Annotated in this window: 24 protein-coding genes and 1 riboswitch; of the genes, 16 read left to right on the forward strand and 8 right to left on the reverse strand. The window is 61.4% G+C overall.

Going from position 1 to position 22,655, the window contains the following annotated elements; translation table 11 throughout:
• Positions 1 to 62 precede the first annotated feature (62 nt).
• The 7 genes from L9O85_RS03480 (at position 63) to ftsZ (ending at position 8,576) form a co-directional block, all read left to right on the forward strand.
• Positions 63 to 1,577: a UDP-N-acetylmuramoyl-L-alanyl-D-glutamate--2,6-diaminopimelate ligase gene (locus L9O85_RS03480; RefSeq protein WP_082203634.1), complete on the forward strand. Its 1,515-nt coding sequence runs from the start codon at positions 63 to 65 to the stop codon at positions 1,575 to 1,577.
• Between the two features lie 64 nt (positions 1,578 to 1,641).
• Entirely contained in the window at positions 1,642 to 2,628 is a 987-nt protein-coding gene (gene mraY / locus L9O85_RS03485) for a phospho-N-acetylmuramoyl-pentapeptide-transferase (RefSeq protein ID WP_050625306.1), read from the forward strand.
• A gap of 70 nt (positions 2,629 to 2,698) precedes the next feature.
• Positions 2,699 to 3,898, forward strand: a complete 1,200-nt coding sequence (gene ftsW, locus L9O85_RS03490) for a putative lipid II flippase FtsW (protein ID WP_242850375.1) — start codon at positions 2,699 to 2,701, stop codon at positions 3,896 to 3,898.
• A gap of 77 nt (positions 3,899 to 3,975) precedes the next feature.
• Positions 3,976 to 5,094, forward strand: coding sequence for a UDP-N-acetylglucosamine--N-acetylmuramyl-(pentapeptide) pyrophosphoryl-undecaprenol N-acetylglucosamine transferase (locus tag L9O85_RS03495; protein ID WP_108979601.1), 1,119 nt, complete (start codon positions 3,976 to 3,978; stop codon positions 5,092 to 5,094).
• Between the two features lie 58 nt (positions 5,095 to 5,152).
• Positions 5,153 to 6,406 carry a UDP-N-acetylglucosamine 1-carboxyvinyltransferase gene (murA, locus tag L9O85_RS03500; protein WP_108979600.1) on the forward strand — a complete coding sequence of 418 codons (1,254 nt, stop codon included), beginning with the start codon at positions 5,153 to 5,155 and terminating at the stop codon, positions 6,404 to 6,406.
• A gap of 49 nt (positions 6,407 to 6,455) precedes the next feature.
• Positions 6,456 to 7,292, forward strand: coding sequence for a cell division protein FtsQ/DivIB (locus L9O85_RS03505; protein ID WP_050625303.1), 837 nt, complete (start codon positions 6,456 to 6,458; stop codon positions 7,290 to 7,292).
• A gap of 156 nt (positions 7,293 to 7,448) precedes the next feature.
• Positions 7,449 to 8,576, forward strand: a complete 1,128-nt coding sequence (ftsZ, locus tag L9O85_RS03510; protein WP_050625302.1) for a cell division protein FtsZ — start codon at positions 7,449 to 7,451, stop codon at positions 8,574 to 8,576.
• Between the two features lie 118 nt (positions 8,577 to 8,694).
• Here the strand turns inward: ftsZ and L9O85_RS03515 are convergent, their stop codons facing one another.
• A complete protein-coding gene (locus L9O85_RS03515; RefSeq protein ID WP_301579617.1) occupies positions 8,695 to 10,854 on the reverse strand; it encodes a methyl-accepting chemotaxis protein in 2,160 nt (719 codons plus the stop codon).
• 267 nt (positions 10,855 to 11,121) lie between these two features.
• On the opposite strand from L9O85_RS03515, the gene L9O85_RS03520 reads away from it, so the two are divergent.
• Entirely contained in the window at positions 11,122 to 11,949 is an 828-nt protein-coding gene (locus L9O85_RS03520; RefSeq protein ID WP_256182080.1) for a TrmH family RNA methyltransferase, read from the forward strand.
• 299 nt (positions 11,950 to 12,248) lie between these two features.
• Here the strand turns inward: L9O85_RS03520 and L9O85_RS03525 are convergent, their stop codons facing one another.
• The gene (locus tag L9O85_RS03525) at positions 12,249 to 12,938 is read right to left on the reverse strand and encodes an ECF transporter S component (RefSeq protein ID WP_050625299.1); all 690 of its coding nucleotides are present in this window, start codon (positions 12,936 to 12,938) and stop codon (positions 12,249 to 12,251) included.
• A 113-nt stretch (positions 12,939 to 13,051) separates the two neighbouring features.
• A riboswitch (FMN riboswitch) is annotated at positions 13,052 to 13,178 on the reverse strand.
• A gap of 191 nt (positions 13,179 to 13,369) precedes the next feature.
• Here L9O85_RS03525 and L9O85_RS03530 point away from each other — a divergent pair.
• The 3 genes from L9O85_RS03530 (at position 13,370) to L9O85_RS03540 (ending at position 15,220) form a co-directional block, all read left to right on the forward strand.
• Positions 13,370 to 14,089: a DUF554 domain-containing protein gene (locus L9O85_RS03530; protein ID WP_301579618.1), complete on the forward strand. Its 720-nt coding sequence runs from the start codon at positions 13,370 to 13,372 to the stop codon at positions 14,087 to 14,089.
• Between the two features lie 500 nt (positions 14,090 to 14,589).
• A complete protein-coding gene (locus L9O85_RS03535) occupies positions 14,590 to 14,790 on the forward strand; it encodes a hypothetical protein (protein WP_050625297.1) in 201 nt (66 codons plus the stop codon).
• On the forward strand, positions 14,780 to 15,220 hold the full coding sequence (locus L9O85_RS03540; protein WP_050625296.1) for a hypothetical protein: 441 nt from the start codon (positions 14,780 to 14,782) through the stop codon (positions 15,218 to 15,220). The genes L9O85_RS03535 and L9O85_RS03540 overlap by 11 nt, the downstream gene beginning before the upstream one ends.
• Before the next feature lie 59 nt (positions 15,221 to 15,279).
• Here the strand turns inward: L9O85_RS03540 and L9O85_RS03545 are convergent, their stop codons facing one another.
• The 3 genes from L9O85_RS03545 to L9O85_RS03555 all read right to left on the reverse strand — a co-directional run bounded on the left by L9O85_RS03545 (position 15,280) and on the right by L9O85_RS03555 (position 17,511).
• Complete coding sequence (locus L9O85_RS03545; RefSeq protein WP_050625295.1) at positions 15,280 to 16,311, reverse strand: rod shape-determining protein; 1,032 nt, start codon at positions 16,309 to 16,311, stop codon at positions 15,280 to 15,282.
• A 119-nt stretch (positions 16,312 to 16,430) separates the two neighbouring features.
• Positions 16,431 to 17,108 (reverse strand): ComF family protein, encoded by a 678-nt coding sequence (locus tag L9O85_RS03550; RefSeq protein ID WP_301580101.1) that lies wholly within the window; start codon positions 17,106 to 17,108, stop codon positions 16,431 to 16,433.
• 205 nt (positions 17,109 to 17,313) lie between these two features.
• Entirely contained in the window at positions 17,314 to 17,511 is a 198-nt protein-coding gene (locus L9O85_RS03555; protein WP_050625294.1) for a hypothetical protein, read from the reverse strand.
• Between the two features lie 325 nt (positions 17,512 to 17,836).
• Between L9O85_RS03555 and L9O85_RS03560 the strand changes: the two genes are divergently transcribed.
• The 5 genes from L9O85_RS03560 (at position 17,837) to L9O85_RS03580 (ending at position 21,020) form a co-directional block, all read left to right on the forward strand.
• A complete protein-coding gene (locus L9O85_RS03560) occupies positions 17,837 to 18,283 on the forward strand; it encodes a serine proteinase (protein WP_256183211.1) in 447 nt (148 codons plus the stop codon).
• 94 nt (positions 18,284 to 18,377) lie between these two features.
• Positions 18,378 to 18,551 carry a hypothetical protein gene (locus L9O85_RS03565; protein ID WP_154669741.1) on the forward strand — a complete coding sequence of 58 codons (174 nt, stop codon included), beginning with the start codon at positions 18,378 to 18,380 and terminating at the stop codon, positions 18,549 to 18,551.
• Between the two features lie 94 nt (positions 18,552 to 18,645).
• A complete protein-coding gene (locus L9O85_RS03570; RefSeq protein ID WP_256183212.1) occupies positions 18,646 to 19,440 on the forward strand; it encodes a type III pantothenate kinase in 795 nt (264 codons plus the stop codon).
• Positions 19,441 to 19,685: 245 nt separating this feature from the next.
• Positions 19,686 to 20,324, forward strand: coding sequence for a single-stranded DNA-binding protein (locus tag L9O85_RS03575; RefSeq protein WP_050625292.1), 639 nt, complete (start codon positions 19,686 to 19,688; stop codon positions 20,322 to 20,324).
• 192 nt (positions 20,325 to 20,516) lie between these two features.
• Positions 20,517 to 21,020, forward strand: coding sequence for a hypothetical protein (locus L9O85_RS03580; RefSeq protein ID WP_050625291.1), 504 nt, complete (start codon positions 20,517 to 20,519; stop codon positions 21,018 to 21,020).
• Between the two features lie 62 nt (positions 21,021 to 21,082).
• Here L9O85_RS03580 and rplT read toward each other — a convergent pair whose 3' ends face one another.
• Genes rplT through infC form a run of 3 tightly spaced genes read right to left on the reverse strand, consistent with a single transcriptional unit; the run spans position 21,083 to position 22,252 of the window.
• Complete coding sequence (gene rplT, locus L9O85_RS03585; protein ID WP_050625290.1) at positions 21,083 to 21,439, reverse strand: 50S ribosomal protein L20; 357 nt, start codon at positions 21,437 to 21,439, stop codon at positions 21,083 to 21,085.
• 21 nt (positions 21,440 to 21,460) lie between these two features.
• Positions 21,461 to 21,670 carry a 50S ribosomal protein L35 gene (gene rpmI, locus L9O85_RS03590; protein WP_050625289.1) on the reverse strand — a complete coding sequence of 70 codons (210 nt, stop codon included), beginning with the start codon at positions 21,668 to 21,670 and terminating at the stop codon, positions 21,461 to 21,463.
• Positions 21,671 to 21,688: 18 nt separating this feature from the next.
• Positions 21,689 to 22,252, reverse strand: coding sequence for a translation initiation factor IF-3 (gene infC, locus L9O85_RS03595; RefSeq protein WP_108979545.1), 564 nt, complete (start codon positions 22,250 to 22,252; stop codon positions 21,689 to 21,691).
• Between the last annotated feature and the right edge of the window lie 403 nt (positions 22,253 to 22,655).

Here is a 22,655-nt window from a genome sequence, read left to right on the forward strand (position 1 = left end):
GCGGTCTTTCCTTATTTCGCACCTCTTAAAGAAAATGAAACCCACCCTTGAGGGGTGACACCATGAAGCTGCGAGATCTGCTCGCCGGCGTCCCCCTCACGGGGGGCAACGCCGACCTGAATATGGAAATAAATTCCATATCGTATGACAGCCGGACCCTGGAGCCGGGCGCCCTGTTTGTGACGCTCTCAGGGTCCAAGACAGACGGACACCGGTATGTGGCCCAGGCGCTGGAAAAGGGCGCCGCCGCCATCCTGTGCCGGGAGCCGCCCCGGACAGGGAGCTGGCTCTCCACTCCAGACCCCAGGGCCGCCCTGGCCCGGGTGTCCGCCGCTTGGTTCGGATACCCGGGGGAGGAGATGACCCTGATCGGGGTCACCGGCACCAACGGGAAGACCACCACCACCTATCTTATCAAGGCCATGCTGGAAGGGGCGCTGAAGACCCGTGTGGGCCTGATCGGCACCAACCGGAATCTGATCGGTGCCCTGGAGCTGCCCGCCCACCGCACTACACCGGAGCCCTATGAGCTCCAGGCGCTGCTGCGGCGCATGGCAGACGCGGGATGCACCCATGTGGTGATGGAGGTCTCCTCCCACGCCCTGGCCCAGAGCCGGGTGGAGGGACTGACCTTCCAGGCGGGGGTGTTCACCAACCTGACCCAGGACCATCTGGACTACCACGGGACCATGGAGGCCTACCGGCGGGCTAAGGGGAGGCTGTTCCGCCAGTCGGAGCGTGCGGTGCTCAACCTGGACGACGAGGCGGGCCGGTGGTACCGGGAGCGGATCGCCTGCCCCTCCCTGACCTACTCTGAGAACAAGGACACGGCGGACCTGACCGCTAAGAACATCCGCCTCTTTCCCGGCCACGTGGAGTTCGAGGCGGTGGCCCGGGGGCAGATCACCCGGGTCCATCTGCCCATCCCCGGCGGCTTTACCATCTACAACGCCCTGGCGGCGCTGGCATGCGGGCTCTGCCTGGACATCCCGCTGGACAAGGCGGCCGCCCCCCTGCGTGCGGTGCGGGGGGTGAAGGGCCGGGTGGAGGTGGTGCCTGTCCCCACGGCCTACACCGTCATCATCGACTATGCCCACACGCCGGATGCCCTGGAGAACATCCTTACCACCGCCCGGGACTTCACTGCGGGCCGGCTGATCTGTGTGTTCGGCTGCGGCGGAGACCGGGACCGGGGCAAGCGCCCCCTCATGGGGGCAGTGGCCGCCGAGCTGGCTGACCTGGTGGTGGTCACCTCTGACAACCCACGCACCGAGGGGCCGGAGGATATCATCGAGGATATCCTGCCGGGCATGGAGGGGATGGACACCCAGTGCCACGTGGAGCCCGACCGTCCGGAGGCCATCTGCTGGGCCCTGTCCCAGGCGCGCCCGGGGGACGTGGTCGTGCTGGCTGGAAAGGGGCATGAGACCTATCAGGAGATCAACGGCGTCCAGTACCACCTGGACGAGCGGGAAGTCGTGGCCGGCTATTTCCGCGGCCAGCGGGAAGGCGCGGGAAAAAAGCAGGGACAGGGGACAGAAAACGGTGGAAAAGTCCCTGCGTATGTGGTAAAATAATACGCCATTGAGCACAGACCTGTGTGTGATACCCAAGAGAAAGAATGCCTGGAGGGTGGCAGCTATGTCATATATTCTCAGCTTTATCGTGGCCTTTGGAGTGACCTTTATTGCGGGACAGATCTTGGTCCCCCTGCTGCGCAAGTGGAAAGCGGGGCAGAGCATCCGGGAGGACGGACCCACCTGGCACATGTCCAAGCAGGGAACGCCCACCATGGGCGGACTGATGTTTATCCTGGGGATCGGGGTGGCCATTGTGACCGCGGGCTGGGAAGAGATCCAGCGGGGGAACTTTATCTATCTCTTCGTGTACCTCTTCGCTCTGGTGTTTGGAGCCATTGGCTTTGTGGATGACTTTCAAAAGCTGCGCCATCACGCCAACGAGGGGCTGACGGCCCTGCAGAAATTTCTCCTCCAGCTGGCGGCGGCGGTGGCGTTCACCGTGCTGCTGCGCAACTACGGATATCTGACCCCGAGTCTGTACATCCCCTTTTTTAATGTGGAGCTGGCCATGCCATGGGTGGTCTATATGATCTTCGCCGCCTTCGTCATGGTGGCTACCGTCAACGCAGTGAACCTGACGGACGGCATCGACGGGCTGGCCACCGGGGTCACCATCCCCGTCGCCCTCTTCTATGTGGCGGTGTCTGCCTGGTTCAACCGCAGCGACCTGACGGTGGTGTCTGCGGCCCTGGCGGGCGGCCTGTCCGCCTTTCTGATCTATAACTTCCATCCAGCCAAGGTGTTCATGGGGGACACCGGCTCCCTGTTCCTGGGGGGGGCGGTGTGCGGTCTGGCCTTTGCCCTGGACGTCCCCCTGGTTATCCCTCTGGTGGGACTGATCTATGTGCTGGAGACTCTCTCTGATATCATCCAGGTGATCTACTTCAAAGCGACCCACGGCAAACGCTTTTTCCGGATGGCGCCCCTTCATCACCACCTGGAGCTGGGGGGCTGGAGCGAGACCAAGCTGTTCTGCGTTTTCTCCGGCGCCACCCTGGTCCTCTGCGTGCTGGCCTTCCTGGGCGTCATGAACCGATATCCCATGTGACGGGCGGGGCGGAGCGCTTTTCTCTCCGGCGGGTCACTGTCACAGTATCTCAGAACAGGGGGTGGTCCTCGTGGCCCGAAAACCAAAGCGCGACCTCACGGTGGAGGAACAGCTGGCCCGGGGGCCGCTGGATCTGCCCTTTCTCATGCTGACCATGCTTCTATTGGGCGTGGGACTCATCATGATGTTCTCCGCCTCCTTTGCCACGGCCTATTACAACGACGGCGACCCGCTGGTATATATCAAAAACCAGGCGGTCTATGCCGCGGCTGGGGTAGTGGTCATGTTCCTTGTCTCCAAGATCAACTACCAGACTTTCCGACTGCTGTCCGTACCTGGCATCGTGGCCGCTATCCTTCTGCTGGTGCTGGCCCTCAGTCCCCTGGGAGTGGAGCTCAATGAGGTGAAGCGCTGGGTGCGCATCGGCCCTATCCAGTTCCAGCCCTCGGAGGTGGCCAAGGTGGCGGTGATCCTGTTTTTTGCCACCCGCCTGTCCAAGCGGGACACAGAGAAAAAGAAGAAGTGGAGCCGCCGCACCCTCACCGGTCGGACGCTGGAGCGGCTGGACCGCATCGGCTTTCTGGAGCTGGTGCCCTATGGGGCCATCCTGATGGTGATCGCCCTGCTGATGCTGATGGAGCCCCACATGTCGGGCACCATCCTGGTGCTGGCGGGGGGAGCCTCGGTCCTCTTCGCCGCCGGGATCAGCCTGGGCTGGTTCGCCGCCGGCGGGACCCTGGTGGCGGGAGCCATGTGGTTCATCATCACCCAGACCCCCTATATGACGGCCCGCATCAATCTGTGGCTGGACCCATGGGCCCAGCGGCAGGGGGACGGCTTTCAGACGGTGCAGTCCCTGCTGGCCATCGGCTCCGGCGGCCTGCTGGGCCTGGGGCTGGGCAAGAGCCGACAGAAATTCCTCTATGTCCCCGAGCCGGAAAACGACTTTGTATTCCCCATCGTGGCGGAAGAGCTGGGATTCATCGGGGCGGTGGTGGTGCTGCTCCTGTTCTCCCTGCTGATCATGCGGGGGTACTGGCTGGCACTCCACGCACGGGACAAATTCGGAGCACTGACCATCGTGGGCATTATCACCCTGCTGGCGGTCCAAGTTTTCCTGAACGTGGGCGTGGTCACCAATCTGATCCCCAACACCGGAATCTCCCTCCCCTTCTTCAGCTACGGAGGAACAGCGCTGATGATCCAGCTGGCGGAGATGGGGATCGTATTGAGCATATCCAGACAGATCCCTGCACCCAAAAATGACTGATCCGGAGGGAGACAGGCGGCGGGGCAGCCCCGTCGGAGCGCGCGCCTTCGGCCTAAACGAGAGAGTGGAGTGATACCATGAATATCCTTTTTACCTGCGGCGGCACGGCGGGACATGTCAATCCGGCGGTGGCGCTGGCCCGGATCTTCCAGGAGCGGAACCCGGACTGCAAGGTCCTGTTCGTGGGAGCGGATGGCGGGATGGAAAACCACCTGGTCCCCAAAGAGGGCTATGAGATCCGCTCGGTGACCATCACCAATTTTCACCGCTCCTTCGCGCCGGCGGATATCGCCCACAACCTGGGCACGGTGCGGAACATGGTCCGATCCAAGCAGCAGGCGGCCCGCATCCTGGACGAATTTCAGCCGGATCTGGTGGTGGGCACCGGGGGCTACGCCTCCTACCCCGTAGTGAAGGAGGCCGCCCGGCGGCACATCCCCACCGCCATCCACGAGTCCAACGCCGTGCCCGGCCTGACCACCAAGGGATTGTCCAAGGTGGTGGACCGGGTGATGGTGGGCTTTGAGGAGAGCCGGAGCCACTATGACCACCCGGAGAAGGTGGTGGTCACCGGAACCCCGGTGCGGGGCGACTTTTTCCGCTATACCCGGCAGGAGGCCAGGGAAAAGCTGGGGTTGACCGATGAGCGGCCTCTTCTGCTGTCCTACTGGGGTTCCCTGGGGGCGGAGGTGATGAACCGGAAGATGAGCGAGTTCATTGCCCGTGAATGCTATGACGGAGCCCCCTTCCACCACATCCACGGGGCCGGGCGGGACTATGGCTGGATGCAGGAGGAGATTGGCCGCCGGGGCCTGGCTCTGGAGGGCACGGGCATCGAGGTTCGGGAGTACATCTATGATATGCCCCTGGTGATGGCCGCCGCCGATGTGGTGCTGTGTCGGGCAGGCGCCTCCACCATCTCGGAGCTCACCGCCATCGCCAAGCCCTCGATTCTGGTCCCCTCCCCCAACGTCACCGCCAACCACCAGGAGAAGAACGCCCGGGTGCTGGCCGACCAGGGGGCCGCGGTGCTGCTGCTGGAGCGGGACTGTGTGGAGAACACCCTCTATGACGCAGCGGACCATCTGCTGCGGGACCGCCGCCGCCGGGATGACATGGTCCGGGCACTGACGGCTATGGCGGTGCCCGACGCAGGGGAGAAGATCTACTGGACCCTCCGGGCCCTGATGAAGTAACCAAGATCCTCTTTTTTCCATAGAATGACCTGAATCCATAAGGATTGGAGGCCATTCCATGAGCTGTTATCAAATCAACGGCGGAACCCCCCTGCGGGGGCGGCTCGCTGTTCAAGGGGCCAAGAACAGTGTGCTGCCCATCCTGGCCGCCGCCCTGCTGGCCCCCGGAGAGAGCGTGATCCACAACTGTCCGGACCTGTCCGACGTGACCGCTACCCTGGACATCCTGCGCCTGCTGGGCTGCGGGGTGAGCAGGGAGGGGGACACCGTCGCGCTGGACGCGAGGGAGCTGGATGGGACGGTGATCCCCGCTTCCCTGATGGGGGAGCTGCGGTCCTCTGTGATCTTCCTGGGGGCGCTGCTGACCCGGATGGGGGAGGTGGAGCTGTCCTACCCTGGGGGCTGCGAACTGGGCCCGCGGCCCATCGACCTCCATCTGGGCGCGCTGCGCCAGCTGGGGGCGGAGATCCGGGAGGAGGGGGGCAGCCTCCTGTGCCGGCGGGGAAAGGAGATGCGGGGGCGGGAGCTGTGCCTCTCCCTGCCCAGCGTGGGGGCCACAGAGAACATCCTGCTGGCCGCCTGTGGCTGTCCTGGCCGGACCACTCTGGTGGGGGCCGCCCAGGAGCCGGAGATCGTAGACCTTCAGGAGTTCCTGAGGGCCATGGGTGCACAGGTGGAGGGGGCGGGGACGCCGGTCATCTCCATAGAGGGCGGACTGCCCCTCCACCCCGCGGAACATACCGTAATCGGAGACCGAATTGCCGCTGCGACCTATCTGTGCGCAGTAGGAGCCGCGGGGGGCGAGATTGTGACCACGGGAGTGGACCCGGACCACCTGACAGCGGTGCTCTGCGCACTCCAGGAGGCGGGCTGCCGGGTGGAGACCGGGGCGGGGGAGATCCGTCTGACCTGCTACAGCCCCTTGAGGGCTATCCGCCCAGTGCGCACCGCCCCCCACCCGGGCTTCCCCACCGATGCCCAGGCCATCCTCATGGCCGCCCTGGCCGGCGGGACTGGGAGCACTATGTTTGTGGAGAACATCTTTTCCAGCCGTTACCACCACGTAGATGAGCTGTCCCGTATGGGGGCTGACATCCAGGTAGCCGGCCGGGTGGCAGTGGTCAACGGGCGCAGGCTCCACGGGGCACGCGTCCGGGGCTGTGACCTGCGGGGCGGCGCTGCGCTGGTAGTGGCCGCCTTGGGGGCGGAGGGGACCTCCCGAATCTCGGGGCTGAAGTACATCCGGCGGGGCTATGACGGACTGGATACCGCCCTGCGCGCCCTGGGGGCGGAGATCACCACGATTTTGTAAGAGAAGGCCGGGCACCCGCTGCGGAGGGCCCGGAGGAACGGAGAGACCCATGTCATCCAGAAGCAAACGAGGGAGAAGGAGAAACCGGGGCCGCTTCAGCCTGCTGTTCAAGCTGCTGGCCGGAGCGGCACTGGTGGCTGCCCTGACCTTCGGGGCCACCGTCTTCTTCCAGGTGGAGCACATCCTGATCGCTGGGAACAGCCGCTACACCGCCCAGGAGGTGGAAGAGGCGTCCGGCATCCAGCTGGGCGACAACCTGTTCCGGCTGAACAAGGGGCAGATCTCAGAGGATATCCGGCGAAAGCTGCCCTATGTGGAGGAGCTGACCATCGTCCGGCACCTGCCCAGCACCATTGCCATCGAGATCCGGGAGTGGGACGCGGTGGCCAGCATCCTGCCCTCCAGCGGGACTTCAACGGCAGAGGCACCAGCGGCGGAGGAGGCAGAGGACACTGAATTGCCCGAAGAGACCGGGACGGCGGCCGGGGAAGCTTGGCTCATCAGCGTGGGCGGCCGTCTGCTGGAACCCGCTCCGGAGGACAGCACAGCGCTGACCGTCACTGGCCTGACCGTCCTCTCCCCCCAGGCAGGGACCCAGATGGCGGTGCCTCAGGCGGAGGAGACACGGCGCCAGGGCCTGATGGCCCTGCTCGCTGCCCTGGAGGAGCGGGGGACCCTGGAGAAGGTGTCCTCCATCGACCTGTCTGCGGGGACGGAGATCCTCCTGCGCTACGACGGCCGGTTCGATGTGAAGCTGCCCATCAGCGGCGATTTTATTCACAAGCTGCGGGCACTGGAGGCGGTGGTGGAGAAGCGGGAGAGCTATGAGACCGGGACAATGGACCTGACCCGACAGGACTATGATGTGGTCTTCAGCCCCGGATGAAGAGAATTACTGGAAAGTTTGCGAAAAATCCCTGTTTTCTCTTGACCTGTCTGAAAAAGAGCGATACAATGTAACAAAATATAGACTGCGATAGGGCTTCCCCCACAACATGTCAGATCGTGGGGCCCCTAGTTTTTTACATAGGAGGAGCGATCAATGGCCTTCGGATTGGATATGGGTCCCGACAGTGTGGTAAATATCAAAGTAGTGGGTGTCGGCGGCGGCGGAAACAACGTGGTCAACCGGATGGTAAAGACGGGGACCAAGGGCGTGGATTTCATCGCGGTGAATACGGACAAGCAGGCGCTGGCCGTATCCAGCGCAACCTATAAGATCCAGATCGGCGAAAAGCTGACCAATGGCCAGGGGGCGGGCTCTGACCCCGAAGTGGGCCGCAAGTCCGCAGAGGAGAACCGCACGCAGATCTCCAAGGCCCTGGAGGACGCGGATATGGTGTTCATCACCGCCGGCATGGGCGGCGGCACCGGTACGGGAGCGGCTCCCATTGTAGCCGACATCGCCAAGGAACTGGGCGTGCTCACCGTAGGCGTGGTCACCAAGCCCTTCCGCTTCGAGGGTATGCGCCGCATGAAGCAGGCGGAGGGGGGCATTACGGAGCTGCGCAACAAGGTGGACTCCCTGGTCATCATCCCCAATGAGCGGCTGAAGCTGGCCACCGATCAGAAGATCACCATGGTCAACGCTTTCGAGATCGCTGACGACGTGCTTCAGCAGGCCGTCCAGTCCATCTCGGACCTGATCAAGAATACCGGATTCATCAACCTGGACTTTGCTGACGTGTCCGCTGTCATGAAGGACGCCGGCCGGGCCCACATGGGCGTGGGCCGCGCCGCGGGCAAGAACAAGGCGGAGGAGGCCGCCCGGATGGCCATCTCCAGCCCCCTGCTGGAGACCTCCATCAACGGCGCCAAGGGCGTGCTCATCAACGTCACCGGTTCCATGGATATCGGCCTGGAGGAGGTGGAGACCGCCGCCAACCTGGTACAGGAGGCCGCCCACCCCGAGGCCAACATCATCTTCGGCGCCGCCTTCGACGACACCTTGGAGGACGAGCTGCGGGTCACTGTCATTGCCACCGGCTTTGACGAGGTGGAGAGCTCCATGCCCAGCAAGCCCTTCACCCAGGCAGGGGCCAAGGTGGAGGAGAAGAAGGCGGGAGAGCCGGCCGCCCCTGTGGAGGAGCCTGCCCCCGCCCAGGAGAAGGCCGTGGTCAGCGACGACGACTGGGACATCCTGGAGCGTATTTTCAGCAAAAAGCGCTGATCTCATCCCGTTTTATGCACAGCCGCCCGGCGGAACTTTCCGCCGGGCGGTTTCTTATAGATAGATCAGCATTTATAAGGAGCGCATGCGCTGCATAACGACACGATCCTCTCCCTGGTCAGGCTCGTCCGTGCTGTGCTTCTGCCCCTGTTACATTGTCCACCTCATCCTCTATATCCCTCAACTGAAACTTTGCGGTCAGCTCTTTCAGAATTCGGGACTGGTTCGCCATCTCCTGGCTTGCTGCGGCGCTCTGCTCTGCTGTGGCGGAATTCGTTTGGACCACACTGGATATCTGGTCCACGCCCTGGGTGATCTGAGCCAGAGCCTCAGCCTGCTGATCGGACGCCTCGGATATCTGCTGGATCGTCTCTGTGATCTCCTGTGCGCTCTGGACTACCCTCTGCATATATTCCGCCGTCTCATTCATACTGGTTGTGCCCTGTTGGATCGCTGACAGAGACCTTTGGATCAGCTCTGCTGTGTCCTGGGATGCAGCAGAGGACTTCTGCGCCAAATTTCTTACCTCTTCTGCCACCACGGCAAATCCCTTCCCGGCAGTGCCGGCTCTGGCAGCCTCCACCGCTGCATTCAGGGCCAAAATGTTAGTCTGGAAGGCAATGTCCTCGATCGTCTTGATGATATTTCCGATTTCGCCGGAGCTGCGCCGGATCTCTGTCATTGCGGACAGCGACTCCTGCATCTTCTGATTGCTGTCCACGATTTCACGGCCCACCGTCACCGCCTTTTCGCTGACATTCCGCGCATGCTCCGCATTGCTTTGTACATGCTCCAAAATGTCAGAGGCTGTGGCCGCCAGTTCCTGAATGGCGGATGCCTGCTCCGTGGCGCCCTGCGCCATAGACTGAGCGCCTACAGATGCCTGCTCTGACCCAGAAAAGACATGATTGGCCGCGCCATCGATTTGCCTCAATGTGTGGCTGAGTGTCCGGTTGATACGCCGTATCGAATCCAGGATACGCCCGTACTCCCCGACATAGCGCGCTTCCTCCCGGGTATTGATGCAGAAATTTCCCACGCTCATTTCATCCAGCATATAGTCGATATCCTGAATGATCGCCCTCAGGTTTTCTGTCATCGTCTGGAAGGAACCGGCGAGCAGTCCGATCTCATCATGACGGCTGACATCCAACTGGATCTCCAAGTTACCGCTGGCGATCTCATCTGCGGCCCTGGCCACCCTCTGGACAGGCCGCAGCATTTGCCGGAGAACTACGATCACAACGGCCAGGATCAGCAAAAGGCTCGCCAGGGAGAGGAGCAGGAGCAGGCGCGTCGTCTGGACCAGGGTGCTCTCCGCGTCGGCGGTGTAGAGGCCGGTCATAGACCACCAAGTCTCGTCCCCGGCCTGAAGTGGGTTAAAAAAGCAGGAAATATTTTTTCCTTCCTCAGCGGGTATCTCTGCCTGAAAAGCAGTTCCCTGGGCCATCAGGGACCTCAGCTCCTCCAGCCGGTCAGGGTCTGGCACCATATCAGACAGATTGAGCCCGGTGGACTCCGCGCTTTTACTGTTCCAGACAATGATCCCATCCTGATTGAACAGGGTGGCCCACATGGAATCATAATTCGTACTTGTGGTTTTTACAGAAGAAAAGGCGCCCAGGTCCACACTGGTGATCACCACACCTACGACCCGTCCCCCGTAGGTGATAGGCGTGCCATAGGCCACCACCATGCCATCTCCATCCTGATAGGGCTGGGAGATGTAGGGATGTCCCTCTCCAGCGGGAATGCGGTAGGAGTCCTCTTTCGCATATCCCTCGTAGGCGTCATAGATATGAATGGAAGTATCCGCTGTATCCATGGTGATGTAAAATCCGTATTCTTCCATATCGCTCTGAAGCTGGTAGGGCTCAAACATAACGCCGAGCATCTTGATCTCGGGGGTGTTTTTCACTGTATTTCGGGCGGTCTCTACGACAAATTGTTCCAGATTATAGGCGGCGGACGTCAGAGCTCTCCCTGGATAAAGCGTGCTCTGCTGCAGGTCAGCGTCGCCTTCTTCCGTGACCTGGCCGCTGTAAAGTCGTCCTATGTAGTCCTGGATGCCCAGGGCCGCCCGCTCCACTGTGTCAAACCCGCTCTGGATCTCCCCGCCGTTGAACTCCGCGATTGAGGCAAGCTCGCCGGAGATCCCCGTGTAAATGCTGGCCCTGGACGTAACGACAGTTATGGTGATGAGGACCGCGAATACCACCATCACGACCGCGCTGATGACCAGAGTCAATTTTGTCGTGAGCTTCAATTTTTTGAACAATTTTTTCTTCTCCCCTCGTGCTGCCATCGATGATCCATACAGACCCCCATGGCAACTGATCTGTTTCTCCCATGTTTTATTTATTATATCGTCCCCTATTTTAAAAAAATAACATTTGTCATCAATTTTCTTCCTGAAAATGCGTTTTTTTCCGCTGCTTCAAAAAATACAGCAGAAGGGGACGGAGCAGCGCTCTTTCTGCTGGCTTCTTGCGTATTCCGTTCCTGTTCTGTATAATTAAGATATATTGAGTTTTGGGGAGATCCTATGTGTGATATCATTGAGGTGACAGACCTGGACGCGCCGGAGCTGGACGTGTACGCCCGGCTGACACAGGCTCAGCTGCGCAGCCGGCGGGAGCCGGAAAAAGGTATTTTTATTGCGGAAAGCCCTAAGGTGATCGGACATGCCCTGGACGCGGGCTGCGTCCCCCTCTCCCTGCTGATGGAGCGCAGGCAGCTGGAGGGACAGGGCCGAGACCTCGTAGAGCGGTGCGGCCAGGTGCCGGTCTACACCGGGGACCGTGCGGTTCTGGCCGGGCTGACCGGCTATGAGCTGACCCGGGGCATCCTGTGCGCCATGCGCCGGCCCAGGCTCCCCTCTGTGGAGGAGCTGTGCGCCCGGGCCAGCCGGGTGGCGGTGCTGGAGGGCATCGTGGACCCCACCAATGTGGGGGCTATCTTCCGCTCCGCCGCTGCCCTGCATATGGACGCCGTGCTGGTGACCCCCACCTGCTGTGACCCCCTCAGCCGCCGGGCGGTGCGGGTCAGCATGGGCACCCTGTTCCAGATCCCCTGGACTTTTCTGGGCACCGACGCATCCCAGTGGCCCCAGCCGGGGCTGGAGAGGCTGAAGGAGCTGGGCTTCCAGACTGCGGCCATGGCCCTGGACAGCACCGCCCTCAGCATCGAGGACCCCCGGCTCCGCGCGGCGGAGAAGCTGGCCATCCTCCTGGGGACAGAGGGGGACGGCCTGGCCCTCCGGACCATCGCCCAGTGCGACTTCACCGTGTGCATCCCCATGGCCCGGGGGGTGGACTCCCTGAACGTGGCGGCGGCCAGTGCTGTTGCCTTCTGGGAGCTCCGGGCCCGGTAGCGTCCCCATTGTATGGAAAAACGGCGGACCGTCTGGCGGTCCGCCGTTTTCCGGCTTGTGAAAAAAGCCTCGCAGAGTTCGCGCCCGCAGGCGCGAATCCAGTTTTGATCTGTTTTCCCCGGCGACACGTGCGTCGGGGAAAACACTTCTCAGGCTGCAAGTGTGGGGTTTGCCCGCCGCAGGCGGCCAAACCCTGCGCGCGGCAGACTGCTGTTTTCTCGCAAACGTGGCACAGCCGCTTTTGCGACAGTCTCAAAAACGGCGGACCGTCTGGCGGTCCGCCGTTTTTCTCATTTGATTCAGATCACGCCCGCCAGCACCAGGGCAAAGACCACGAAGGTGGCCAGCAGGGACAGGGCAAACAGCACGAATCCGGCGTTGATCCGCTTCTCCTGGGTGCTCTGGGAGGAGGGCACCACTCCGGCTCTCCGCATGGCGGACACCACCGGGGGGTAGAGCAGCAGGGTGGCCGCCATGTTCATCCCGCCCTTGGCCAGATTGAAGGGGAGGAACAGGGTGGGCAGCAGCCCGGCCACGTCGGCCCGGGAATAGCCGGTCATATACAGGGGGGTGATGAGGTAGTTCCACAGCAGCATCACCGCGACCAGGCACGCCACGCCGCAGGCCAGGCCCAGGACCGCGCCCTTCTTGGAATGGACCTTCTTGTAGATGAAGCAGGCGGTGCAGGAGAAGGCGCAGGTGGCCAGGACATTCATGATAAAGCCAATGGGGCCGGTGTGGCTGATGGTGAGCATCTCGATGAAGGCCACCAGGATAGAGATGATGGCGGCGGCGAAGGGGCCGAAGGTGAAGCCGCCGATGCAGACCACCACGTCCTTGAAGTCGAAGTCCAAAAACATGACGCTGGGCATCAGCTTGGACAGGAGCATCACGATGTAGGCGATGCCGGTGAGCATGGCGATGCTCACCATGGTCTTGGTGTCCATCTTGGGACGGGAGGGGGTCTGGACTGCGGAAGGTGCGGACATAAAAAACACTCCTTTTTGTTTTGGTACACCTGAAAGCCCATGTCTTCCAGGTGTAAAACAATAAAGGAGGTGCGCAGGACCGCGCGCCTGACGGCGCACGACATTGTTTTGACACACATCTTCTTCCATCCGGACTTTAACCGTTGGTCCCGGAGTTTCACCGGGTCAGCGGGCGCATTGCTGCGCCCGGTCGCGGACTGTACCGCCAGTGGGGGATCTCACCCCGCCCTGAAGACATTCGATTCAGTTGTCCGAACTCATTATAGTGCATCCCCGCGCCAAATGCAACAAAAATTTTGTTCCCCACTCCCACAGCCCCTGCGGTTCCGCGCCTCCTTCCATATGCCGCTTCCTTTTTTCGTCGAAATCTGATATAGTAGTCAGGTCACAGCCCCGGCCCTGCCGGTCTGGGGCCGCATGGGAGGGATCTTATGACCGGCATCGGTACGCTCGTCAATGTGTGCGCCATTATTTTAGGCGGATTCCTGGGCCTGCTTTTTAAAGGCGGCCTGAAGCAGCACTACCAGGATGCGGTCCTGCGATGTCTGGGCCTGTGCACCCTGTTCATCGGCGCGGCCGGCGGTTTGTCCGGCCTGCTGTCCGTCTCCGGCACCCGCCTGGAGTCCGGCGGCTCCCTGGGGATGATCCTCTCTCTGGTGCTGGGCACCCTGGTGGGGGAGCGCTTGAACTTGGAGGGCCGGCTGGGGCAGTTGGGCGAGTGGCTCAAGGCCAGGGCCTCCCGCGGGGAGGACAGCCGCTTTGTGGAGGGCTTCGTCACTGCCTCCCTGGTGGTGTGTGTAGGCGCCATGGCTATCGTGGGTTCCCTTCAGGACGCACTGGACCACGATCCCTCCACCCTTTTCACAAAGGCCATCCTGGACTTCATGATTATCATGGTATTCTCCTCCACCTACGGCAGGGGGGCCATCTTTTCTGCCCTTCCCGTAGGGGCCCTTCAGGGGAGCGTCACCCTCTTTGCCGGCCTTCTCGCACCCCTGCTCAGCGGCACCGTTATCGACAGTCTCTCCTTTATCGGCTCCCTGCTCATCTTCTGCGTGGGCGTCAACCTGGCTTTCGGGGATCGGTTCCGCGTGGCCAATATGCTCCCCGCGCTGATTTTCGGCGGCATCTGGGCTTCCCTCATGGGATGATTTAAAAAATGGCATGCCGGCAGACTGACCCAAACACTTGTTCAGTAACATGAATCATTCAAATCGCTCCAATCTTGTACTGAATGGGCTGAATCGCTCTTATCATGTCCCATACGAATGACTTCTTTTGCTCATGTATGCTGATAAGAATATTTTTCTGGATATCGCTAAAAAATTTTGAACACCACCGATACAGCCGGTGGTGTTCATTTTGGGCGGCTTCCAGAGCCATCTCTACAAAAAATTCGGACGGCCGTGGCATCGGACCCTGCGTGGTTTGTACCATTCCTGCTCCCTGTCCGTGATATTGCTTTAAATTTTCTTTCCGTCCAGCTACATGGACCATTCTCTACCTGTACCGATATATAATGCATAACAGAGTCCTGTCTGTGTACAAGTATGTACTCGAACAGGCACACCGGAAAAGTCTTTTTTGTACATTACCTTAGTTTGAAAAGTATGGTAAATTGGATGCAGAACATGTCGAAGCGGGTGATTTTATGGATGATTTTTGGATCGAGCGGGCCCCGGAGAAACTTTCCAGCATCAGCCGGACCATCCGCTTGGATGCGGCGCTCTTTGAGCGCATCATGGAGGAGAGCGAAAAAACAGGGGTCTCATTTAATAAGATAGTCAACCAGTGCATTACATATGCGTTCCAGCACTACCGGGAACCGAAGGTAACACCGGATGGAAGATAAGACGATCCTGTATTCTGTGCGCTATCCTTCGGCCCAGGAGGAGGGGGAGCGTATCAAGGTCCGGGGGGACAGGCAGGCGGCAGAGGCGAAGCTGACCGAATTCCTGCGCCGCATGAGGGAGGAGCGGACTTATGAGCCCATCCCGGGGCGGGAGGAGAAGGGCAGGCGCTTCGCCGCCCTGGCCCGGGAGCTGTCCCAGATCTATGAGGTGGGCCTGGACATCCTGCGGACGCCCGACTCCATCGAGGCCGCCCTGCACCTGTACTGTTCCGCCTATTCCAGGGATATGACGCGGCGGCTGGCAGAGCTGTTGGGGATGTGTGATGTCTGTGCCGCCAGCCGGCCCAGGACGGAGCCCAGTGATCTCACCCTCTCCCTCATGCTGTACACCCACCGCTGTTATGTGTCCGGCCGGCTGATCAGCGGCTGACCGGCCCAAGGGATAAAAAGGCGCGCCGCCCGGCTGGGCGGCGCGCCTGTCTGCGTCCATCAATAGTTCATCTGCTTGCGGCGGGACAGGTTCATGGTCCCGTCCTGCATGTGGTCCAGGTCATCCAGGGACTTGCCCGTGCCGTAGGCCACACAGGAGATGGCGTCGTCGGCCACATGGGTCTCGATGCCGGTGTGGGACTCCACCAGCTTGTCGAAGCCCCAGATCAGGGAGCCGCCGCCAGTCATCACGATGCCGTTGGTGGAGATGTCGGCCACCAGCTCGGGGGGCGTGCGCTCCAGCACGCCGTGGATGGCCTCCAGGATGCGGGTGGAGGGCTCTTCAAAGGCCTCGATCATCTCGCTGGAGGAGACGGTGAACACCCGGGGCAGGCCGGTCATCAGACAGCGGCCCTTGATGTCCATGGTGACCTCCTCCGGGCGGGGGAAGACACAGCCGATGGTCATCTTCAGCTCCTCAGCAGTACGCTCACCGATGAGCACGTTGTGCTTGCGGCGTATGTACTTGATGACAGCCTCGTCGAACTTGTCGCCGGCGATCTTGATGGAGGCGGACTCCACCACGCCGGACAGGGAGATGACCGCGATGTCGGCGGTGCCGCCGCCGATGTCCACTACCATGTGGCCGTCGGGCTTGGCGATGTCGATGCCCGCGCCGATGGCGGCGGCCACAGGCTCCTCGATCAGGTAGACCCGGCGGGCGCCCGCCTGGATGCCCGCATCAATGACGGCGCGCTCCTCCACCTCCGTGATGCCGGAGGGGACGCAGATGACCACACGGGGCTTGAACAGGCGGAAGGAGGTGACCTTCTTGATGAACTCCTTCAACATCCGCTCCGTCATATCGTAGTCGGAGATGACGCCCTCCCGCAGGGGGCGCATGGCGATGATGTTGCCGGGGGTGCGGCCCAGCATGGCGTTGGCCTCGGCCCCCACCTTCAGCAGCTTGCCGGTGTTCTTGTCCATGGCCACCACAGAGGGCTCGCGGAGAACCACGCCTTTTCCCTTGACATATACCAGAACGGAGGCGGTACCCAGGTCGATACCGATGTCCTTGCTAAACCAATTCATATCATTACCTCATTCGATTTATCTTGTATTCCAGGAGAGTATAACCCTGAAACTGGAAAATATGCAAAAACAGGAGCTTTCTTATTTATTATAACGGCAAGCAGGCTGCATTTCAACTGTTATTTCGCAGTTTTTCGCGGCTTTTCCGGCCTGTCCTTCCGGGCTTGTGCCAGGGTGACGCACACCACCTCCGCCGCTCCGGCGGTGAGGAGGGTCCTGGCACATTCGGACAGGGTGGAGCCGGTGGTGACCACGTCGTCGGCCAGCAGGACCCGGAGGCCGGCGGCGGCATCAGGCGCTCTGTACACCCCCAGCACGTTGGCCCGGCGCTGGCCCGCCTCCTCCAGACCGGACTGGGGCGGGGTATCCCGGGTCTTGCTCAGCAGGGGGAGGGCGGGGACCTCCAGCACCCGGGCGGCCTCCTCCGCCAGCAGGCGGGCCTGGTCATAGCCCCGCTGCCGCAGGCGCCTGGCGCTGAGAGGGGCCCAGGTCACGCAGTCGAACCGTCCGTCCAGCTGGTCCCGGACGCACTGGGCCATGAGCTGGCCGAAGGGGCGGGCATAGCTCCGGCTTCCGGAGAATTTGTAGCGGTGGACGGCCTCCCGCACCGGGCCCCGGTAGGCCAGGGGAGAGACGCACACCCCGAAAAATTCCCCCGTGCGCCGGGCGGAGTCCCCCTCCAGCCAAGGCAGCGTCCGCTGACAATCCGGGCAGAGCAGGGCGTGCCGCTCCGTCAGGAGCCGGCGGCAGAAGGGACAGAGGGGCGGGAACAGGAGGTCGAGGAGCGCGCTGCCCATCTTCACGGAACATCAGCCCTTTCCGGTCCGGCCTGCCGCGGGGGCACGGCAGCCGGGGATCATGCCCTCATGATAATACGCATCGGAAAAAGACGCAAGTGAAAGCGGAGAAAAATGACAGAGACCGGGGAAAAAGCAAGGGTGCCCGCCCCGTGGGCGGGCACCCTTGCTTCTTAAAAACACCCTCCCCGGAGGAGGGCGGAGGTCAGGTGGACTGGACAGAGGGGTCCTCCAGATCCTCTTTGGTGATCTTTCCATACTCCTTTTCATGCTCCTGAACGCATTTCCGAAGCAGATAGAGGACCTGACCGCTCATGGAGCGTCCCTCATAGGCCGCCACGTACTGGAATTTATCGTGAAGTTCCCCGTCCATTCGAATACTCAGATGTTTTTTGACGTTCAAAGCGCACTGCCTCCTTTCACCTGCTGCTTCAAAGCATAGCCTGCGCCGTTTTTTCGTCATTTAATCTTAGTGCAAATGTACGGCTTAAAATCTTAAACCGCTGGAAAAATATCGAAATTTGGCCGAATTGCAGGAGAAAAATGGTATGTTTTGGGCCGGGGAGAACTCAGGGCCCGGACAGGGGGAAATCTTAAACTGGGATGCAGGGAATATGAAAAAAAGATTAAATCGCGGCTGCCTGCCTTGCGCTGGCCGGGAAAGTAGTATAAAATGAAGCCACCAAGCGGAAGGACCGCGTTTGAAGCATTTGAAGGAGGTTTTGACCATGGCATTTTCTTTTGATGATCTGCGGGAGAAGGTCACGGACCTGGCCCAGAGCGGTGTGGCGAAGTCAAAGCAGCTGGCGGAGATCGCGAAGCTGAAGACCAGTAATATGGGCGAGGAGGACACCATCAAGAAGGCGTACCTGGAGCTGGGCCGGCTGTACTACGCGGAGCGGGGCGCCGCCCCGGAGGGGGCCTATGCCGCCGCCTGCGGACGGATCAGCCAGGCTAAGGCGGCCATTGAAACCAACAACGCCCGCATTGCGGAGCTGAAGGCCCAGGGCTGTGTGGAGGAGGAGGCAGAGAGCGTCACCGCTGAGCCGGTGGTGGAGGATGTCCCCCCCGAGGAGCCCGCCCCGGAGCAGGAGGTCCCGGAGACCCCGGCAGAGGAGGCCGCTGCCCCCGAGGAGGCGCCTGCCGCCCCGGAGGAGCCCAAGCAGGACGTATGACCCCATAGACCAAAGGCCCGGACAGCTTCTGTCCGGGCCTTTTCCGCATAGGAATGGGGCCGGCGGGGGACACTGTGGGCGGAGGAGGATGACTATGAAGCAGTATTTCCGCCGACCCCAGGACGTGGTGGGGGAGGACCGCGACCTGCTCACCTACTGGAACACTATGTCTGGCAAGGTCCAGCTCCGGCTGCTGGAGAGCGGACTGTCGGTGTCCACCCTGGGGGAGCTGAAGATGCTCCAGGAGCAGATCGAGCACGAGGGCTGAGGAAGGGGCCGCGGGTTGCAATCCGCGGCCCGTTTCGGTATAATGGAGCAAGAAAACTGCGGTCCCGGTCCGGGGCCGGGATGGAGTGGGAGACATGCTTCTGGCCATTGATATTGGGAACAGCAACATCACCCTGGGGGGGATCCAGGAGGGGGAGATCCTCTTTGAGGCCCGCCTGGCCACTGACGCCACCAAGACCTCGGACGAGTATGGGGTGGAGATCAAGGACATGCTGGATCTCTTCGGCGCCAGGGTGGAGGAGATCCGGGACTGCATCGTGGCATCGGTGGTGCCGCCGGTGTTCAACTCCGTCCGCAACGGCATCGTGAAGCTGACGGGGAAGGAGCCCATGGTGGTAGGCCCTGGCATCAAGACCGGGATCAACATCCTGCTGGAGGACCCGGGGGCCACCGGGGCGGACCTGATCGCGGCGGCGGTGGCGGCGGTGGACGCCTACCCCACCCCTCTCACCGTGGTGGACATGGGGACGGCCACCACCATCGCGGTCATCGACGACGGGAACGCCTTCCTGGGCGGGGCTGTGCTGCCAGGCCTGCGCATCTCCGCAGAGGCCCTGTCCAGCCGGGCCTCCCTCCTGCCGGGCATCCAGCTGGAACGGCCCCGGCGGGCCATTGGGAAGAACACTGTGGAGTGCATGCAGAGCGGCCTGATGTTCGGCGCCGCGGCCATGGTGGACGGCCTCATTGACCGGATGGAGGCGGAGCTAGGCCGGCCCACTACCGTGGTGGCCACCGGGGGAGTGGCACGGTTCGTGGTCCCCCTGTGCCGGCATGAGATCGCCCTGGAGCGGGACCTCCAGCTGAAGGGGCTGGACCTCCTGTATCGAAAGAACCGCCCTCGGAAGGAGGCGGCCCCCGATCCCCGGTGAAGGAAAAAGGAGACTGTCGAAAAAGCGGCTTTGCCACATTTTTGAGAAAGCTTCAGTCAACCGCGCCCAGGGTTTGACCGCCTGCGGGCGCGAACTCTGCGAGGCGTTTCCGCAAGCTGAAAGGACCTCCCGGCCCAGGCCGGGAGGTCCTTCGCGTCCTATAGAGGCCTCACGAGAAAAAGGGGACATACCAGCCGCCAGGGACGCATACATTGGGAGCAACAAACGATAGGGGTGTTGCCGCAATGCAGACTGAATGGAATGAAAATCGGATCGTCCTCCACGGGCGGGTGTGTCAGGCCCCCGTGCCCTCCCATACAAACCACGGGGAGTCCTACCTGAAATTCCCCCTGGCGGTGTGCCGGCTGTCCGGAGCGGAGGACCGGGTCAATGTGGTGGCCTCGGCCGCCCTGCTGGAGCGCTGCCCGCTGACGGAGGGAGAGGAGCTGTCCGTAGAGGGGGAGGTCCGCTCCTTCAACAACAGGAGCGGGGTGGGCAGCCGGCTGGTGATCTCGGTCTACGCCAGACAGATGCACCGGGAACCGGGGGAGGAGGAGAACCGCCTGCGGCTGACGGGCACTCTGTGCAAGGTACCGGTGTACCGCAGGACCCCGCTGGGCCGGGACATCTGTGATCTGATGCTGGCGGTGAACCGGCGGTACGGGCGGACGGACTATCTCCCCTGCATCGCCTGGGGCTCCCTGGCCAGAAGATGCGCGGAGCTGGCTCCCGGCAATCGGGTGGAGCTGGAGGGCCGCCTCCAGAGCCGGGTGTATACCAAGCGCCTGGGGGAGACCAGCGAGGAGCGGACGGCCTTTGAGGTGTCGGTCTCGGTGCTGGAGCGGCTGGATGCCCCGGCTCCGGCGGAACAGCCCTGCGGATGAGCGCACGTGCCTGTGAATGAAATGTGAATTTTTTGACATAGCTCCAAAAGAACGGTTGCGCTCCGGCGGAGAAGCTGGTATGATATATCACAAATGAAAGGGGCGCGTCCACGGCTTTCCCGCCGCGCCCCCCGGCGGCCCGGGCCACCGGAGAGAAGAGGCTCGCGGAAGGCGGGCGGGAGGGACACTTACATGAGCAAAAAATATCGGATGGGGAAGCGGTTCCAAAAGGTGCTGACCATGGGCATCCTGGCGGAGATCGCGGTCCTGGTGGTCGCCTACTTTGTCTATGACTGGCTGCTTGGCGAATGGATCCCCAGTCTGACCGGCGGGCCTCTGCTGGCCATCTTCGGTTCCATCGGCATCCTGGCTGTCTGGTGCACCAATAAGTTTCTCCGGCGTTTTAACGAGAACTACTGGTATGAGGTGACGGAGAAGGGCCTGCGGATGAATCGCGGACAGACGGCCCGGTTCTATCCCTGGGAGGACTTCAAGGGAGCGCGGGTGAACCGCTTCAGCTTCCTCAGCGCGCTGCCGGTGATCTTTGACATGACCAACGGCCCCATGGAGCTGGACCGGAGCCTGGAGGACTCCTACGGCCTGACGATGGAGGTGCTCCGACACATCAAGGACCATGCGGACATCTCCCAGGACGTGAAGGATCGGATCAATCTGGTGGACCTGATGGCGAAATAAATGCAGAGATCCCGGCAGAGACCATGTCTCTGCCGGGATCTTTTAGATTCTGGCCGCACCGATCAGGCGAGGGCCTTCTTGGCGGTCTCGGTCAGCTGGGTGAACGCGGCCTTGTCATTGACGGCCATCTCAGCCAGCATCTTACGGTTGATGGCGATACCGGCCTTCTTCAGTCCGTTCATGAAGGTGGAGTAATTCATGCCGTTCAGCTTACAGGCGGCGTTGATCCGGGTGATCCACAGCTGACGGAAGTCGCGCTTCTTCAGCCGGCGGCCGGTATAAGCATAGGTCAGGGACTTCATCACGGCCTGGTTGGCCATCTTGAAGTGCTTGGACTTGGAACCCCAGTAGCCCTTGGCCATCTTGAGGATCTTATTTCTTCTCTTGCGCGTCATCATCGCGCCTTTTACACGTGCCATTTGTCTGTTCCTCCCTCTATCTTACTTGTACAGGATCATGCGCTTGATGGCGGCCTCGTTGGTCTTGTCGGCGTAGGTGGTGCCGCGCAGAGCCCGCTTGAGCTTGGTGGTCTTGCCGTGGCCGTTGAGCAGGTGACGCTTCTTGGTCATGGCGCGCTTGACCTTGCCGGTCTTGGTGAGGGAAAAACGCTTCTTGGCGCCGCTGTGGGTCTTGATCTTGATCTTCGGCATAACAGAGAACTCCTTTACTTACTTTTTCGCGTCCTTGGCGGGTTTGGGGGAGAGGAAAATGGACATGTGCCGCCCCTCCAGCTTGGGGCTCTTGTCCATCACGGCGATCTCGCCGCACTCCTCGGCAAACTTCAGAAGCAGGTCCTGACCGATGTTGGTGTGGGCCATCTCCCGGCCGCGGAAGCGCACGGTGATCTTGCACCGGTTGCCGTCGGCCAGGAATTTCTGCGCGTTGCGGAGCTTGACGTTGAAATCGTTGACGTCGATGCTGGGAGACATCCGGATCTCCTTGATCTCTACCACGCGCTGATTCTTGCGGGCTTCCTTCTCGCGCTTGGTCTGCTCGAACCGGAACTTGCCGTAATCCATCAGCTTGCATACGGGGGGGACAGCGTTGGGAGAGATCTTGACCAGATCCAGCCCCTGCTCCTCGGCCATGCGCAGCGCCTCCTGAGAGGACATGAGGCCAAGCTGCTCGCCGGACTCAGAGATCAGACGGACCTCTTTATCCCGGATCTCTTCATTGGTTTGATGACCTGTGTTAGCGATGGGAAAGCACCTCCTGACAAAAAATAAATGCAGCTGCCAGAACAGGCACCCGCATCACGTGAAGACTACCGCCGGGAGACCCGGCGGAGCAGATCCATGTTGACCCTTCGGCGCTGGCCTGGGGTGAGGACGGGGTACCGTTCCTGCTTTGTTTTGCTCAGCTACTATATCAGAAAGTTCCGTCCTTGTCAAGGGTGATTTTCAGAGATTACCCAGTGTATTTCAAAAGGGGCCGGGCAGAGAGGGCGGGACTTCTCCCTGCTCCGACCCTTCTCTGAGGCGCCTAAAAAATCCGGAGTTTCCAGCCAAATAAGGCAGAGCACCAACTGGCTTTTTATTTTACATAATACAGACATGGAATTTTTGTTTACGGAAAGTTATACACATTTTCCACAGGGTTATCCACAGCCTGTGTGGAAAACTCCGGCTCTCCAAC

Origin of the sequence: Lawsonibacter asaccharolyticus (assembly GCF_022453915.1) — a bacterium.
Taxonomy (GTDB): Bacteria; Bacillota; Clostridia; order Oscillospirales; family Oscillospiraceae; genus Lawsonibacter; species Lawsonibacter asaccharolyticus.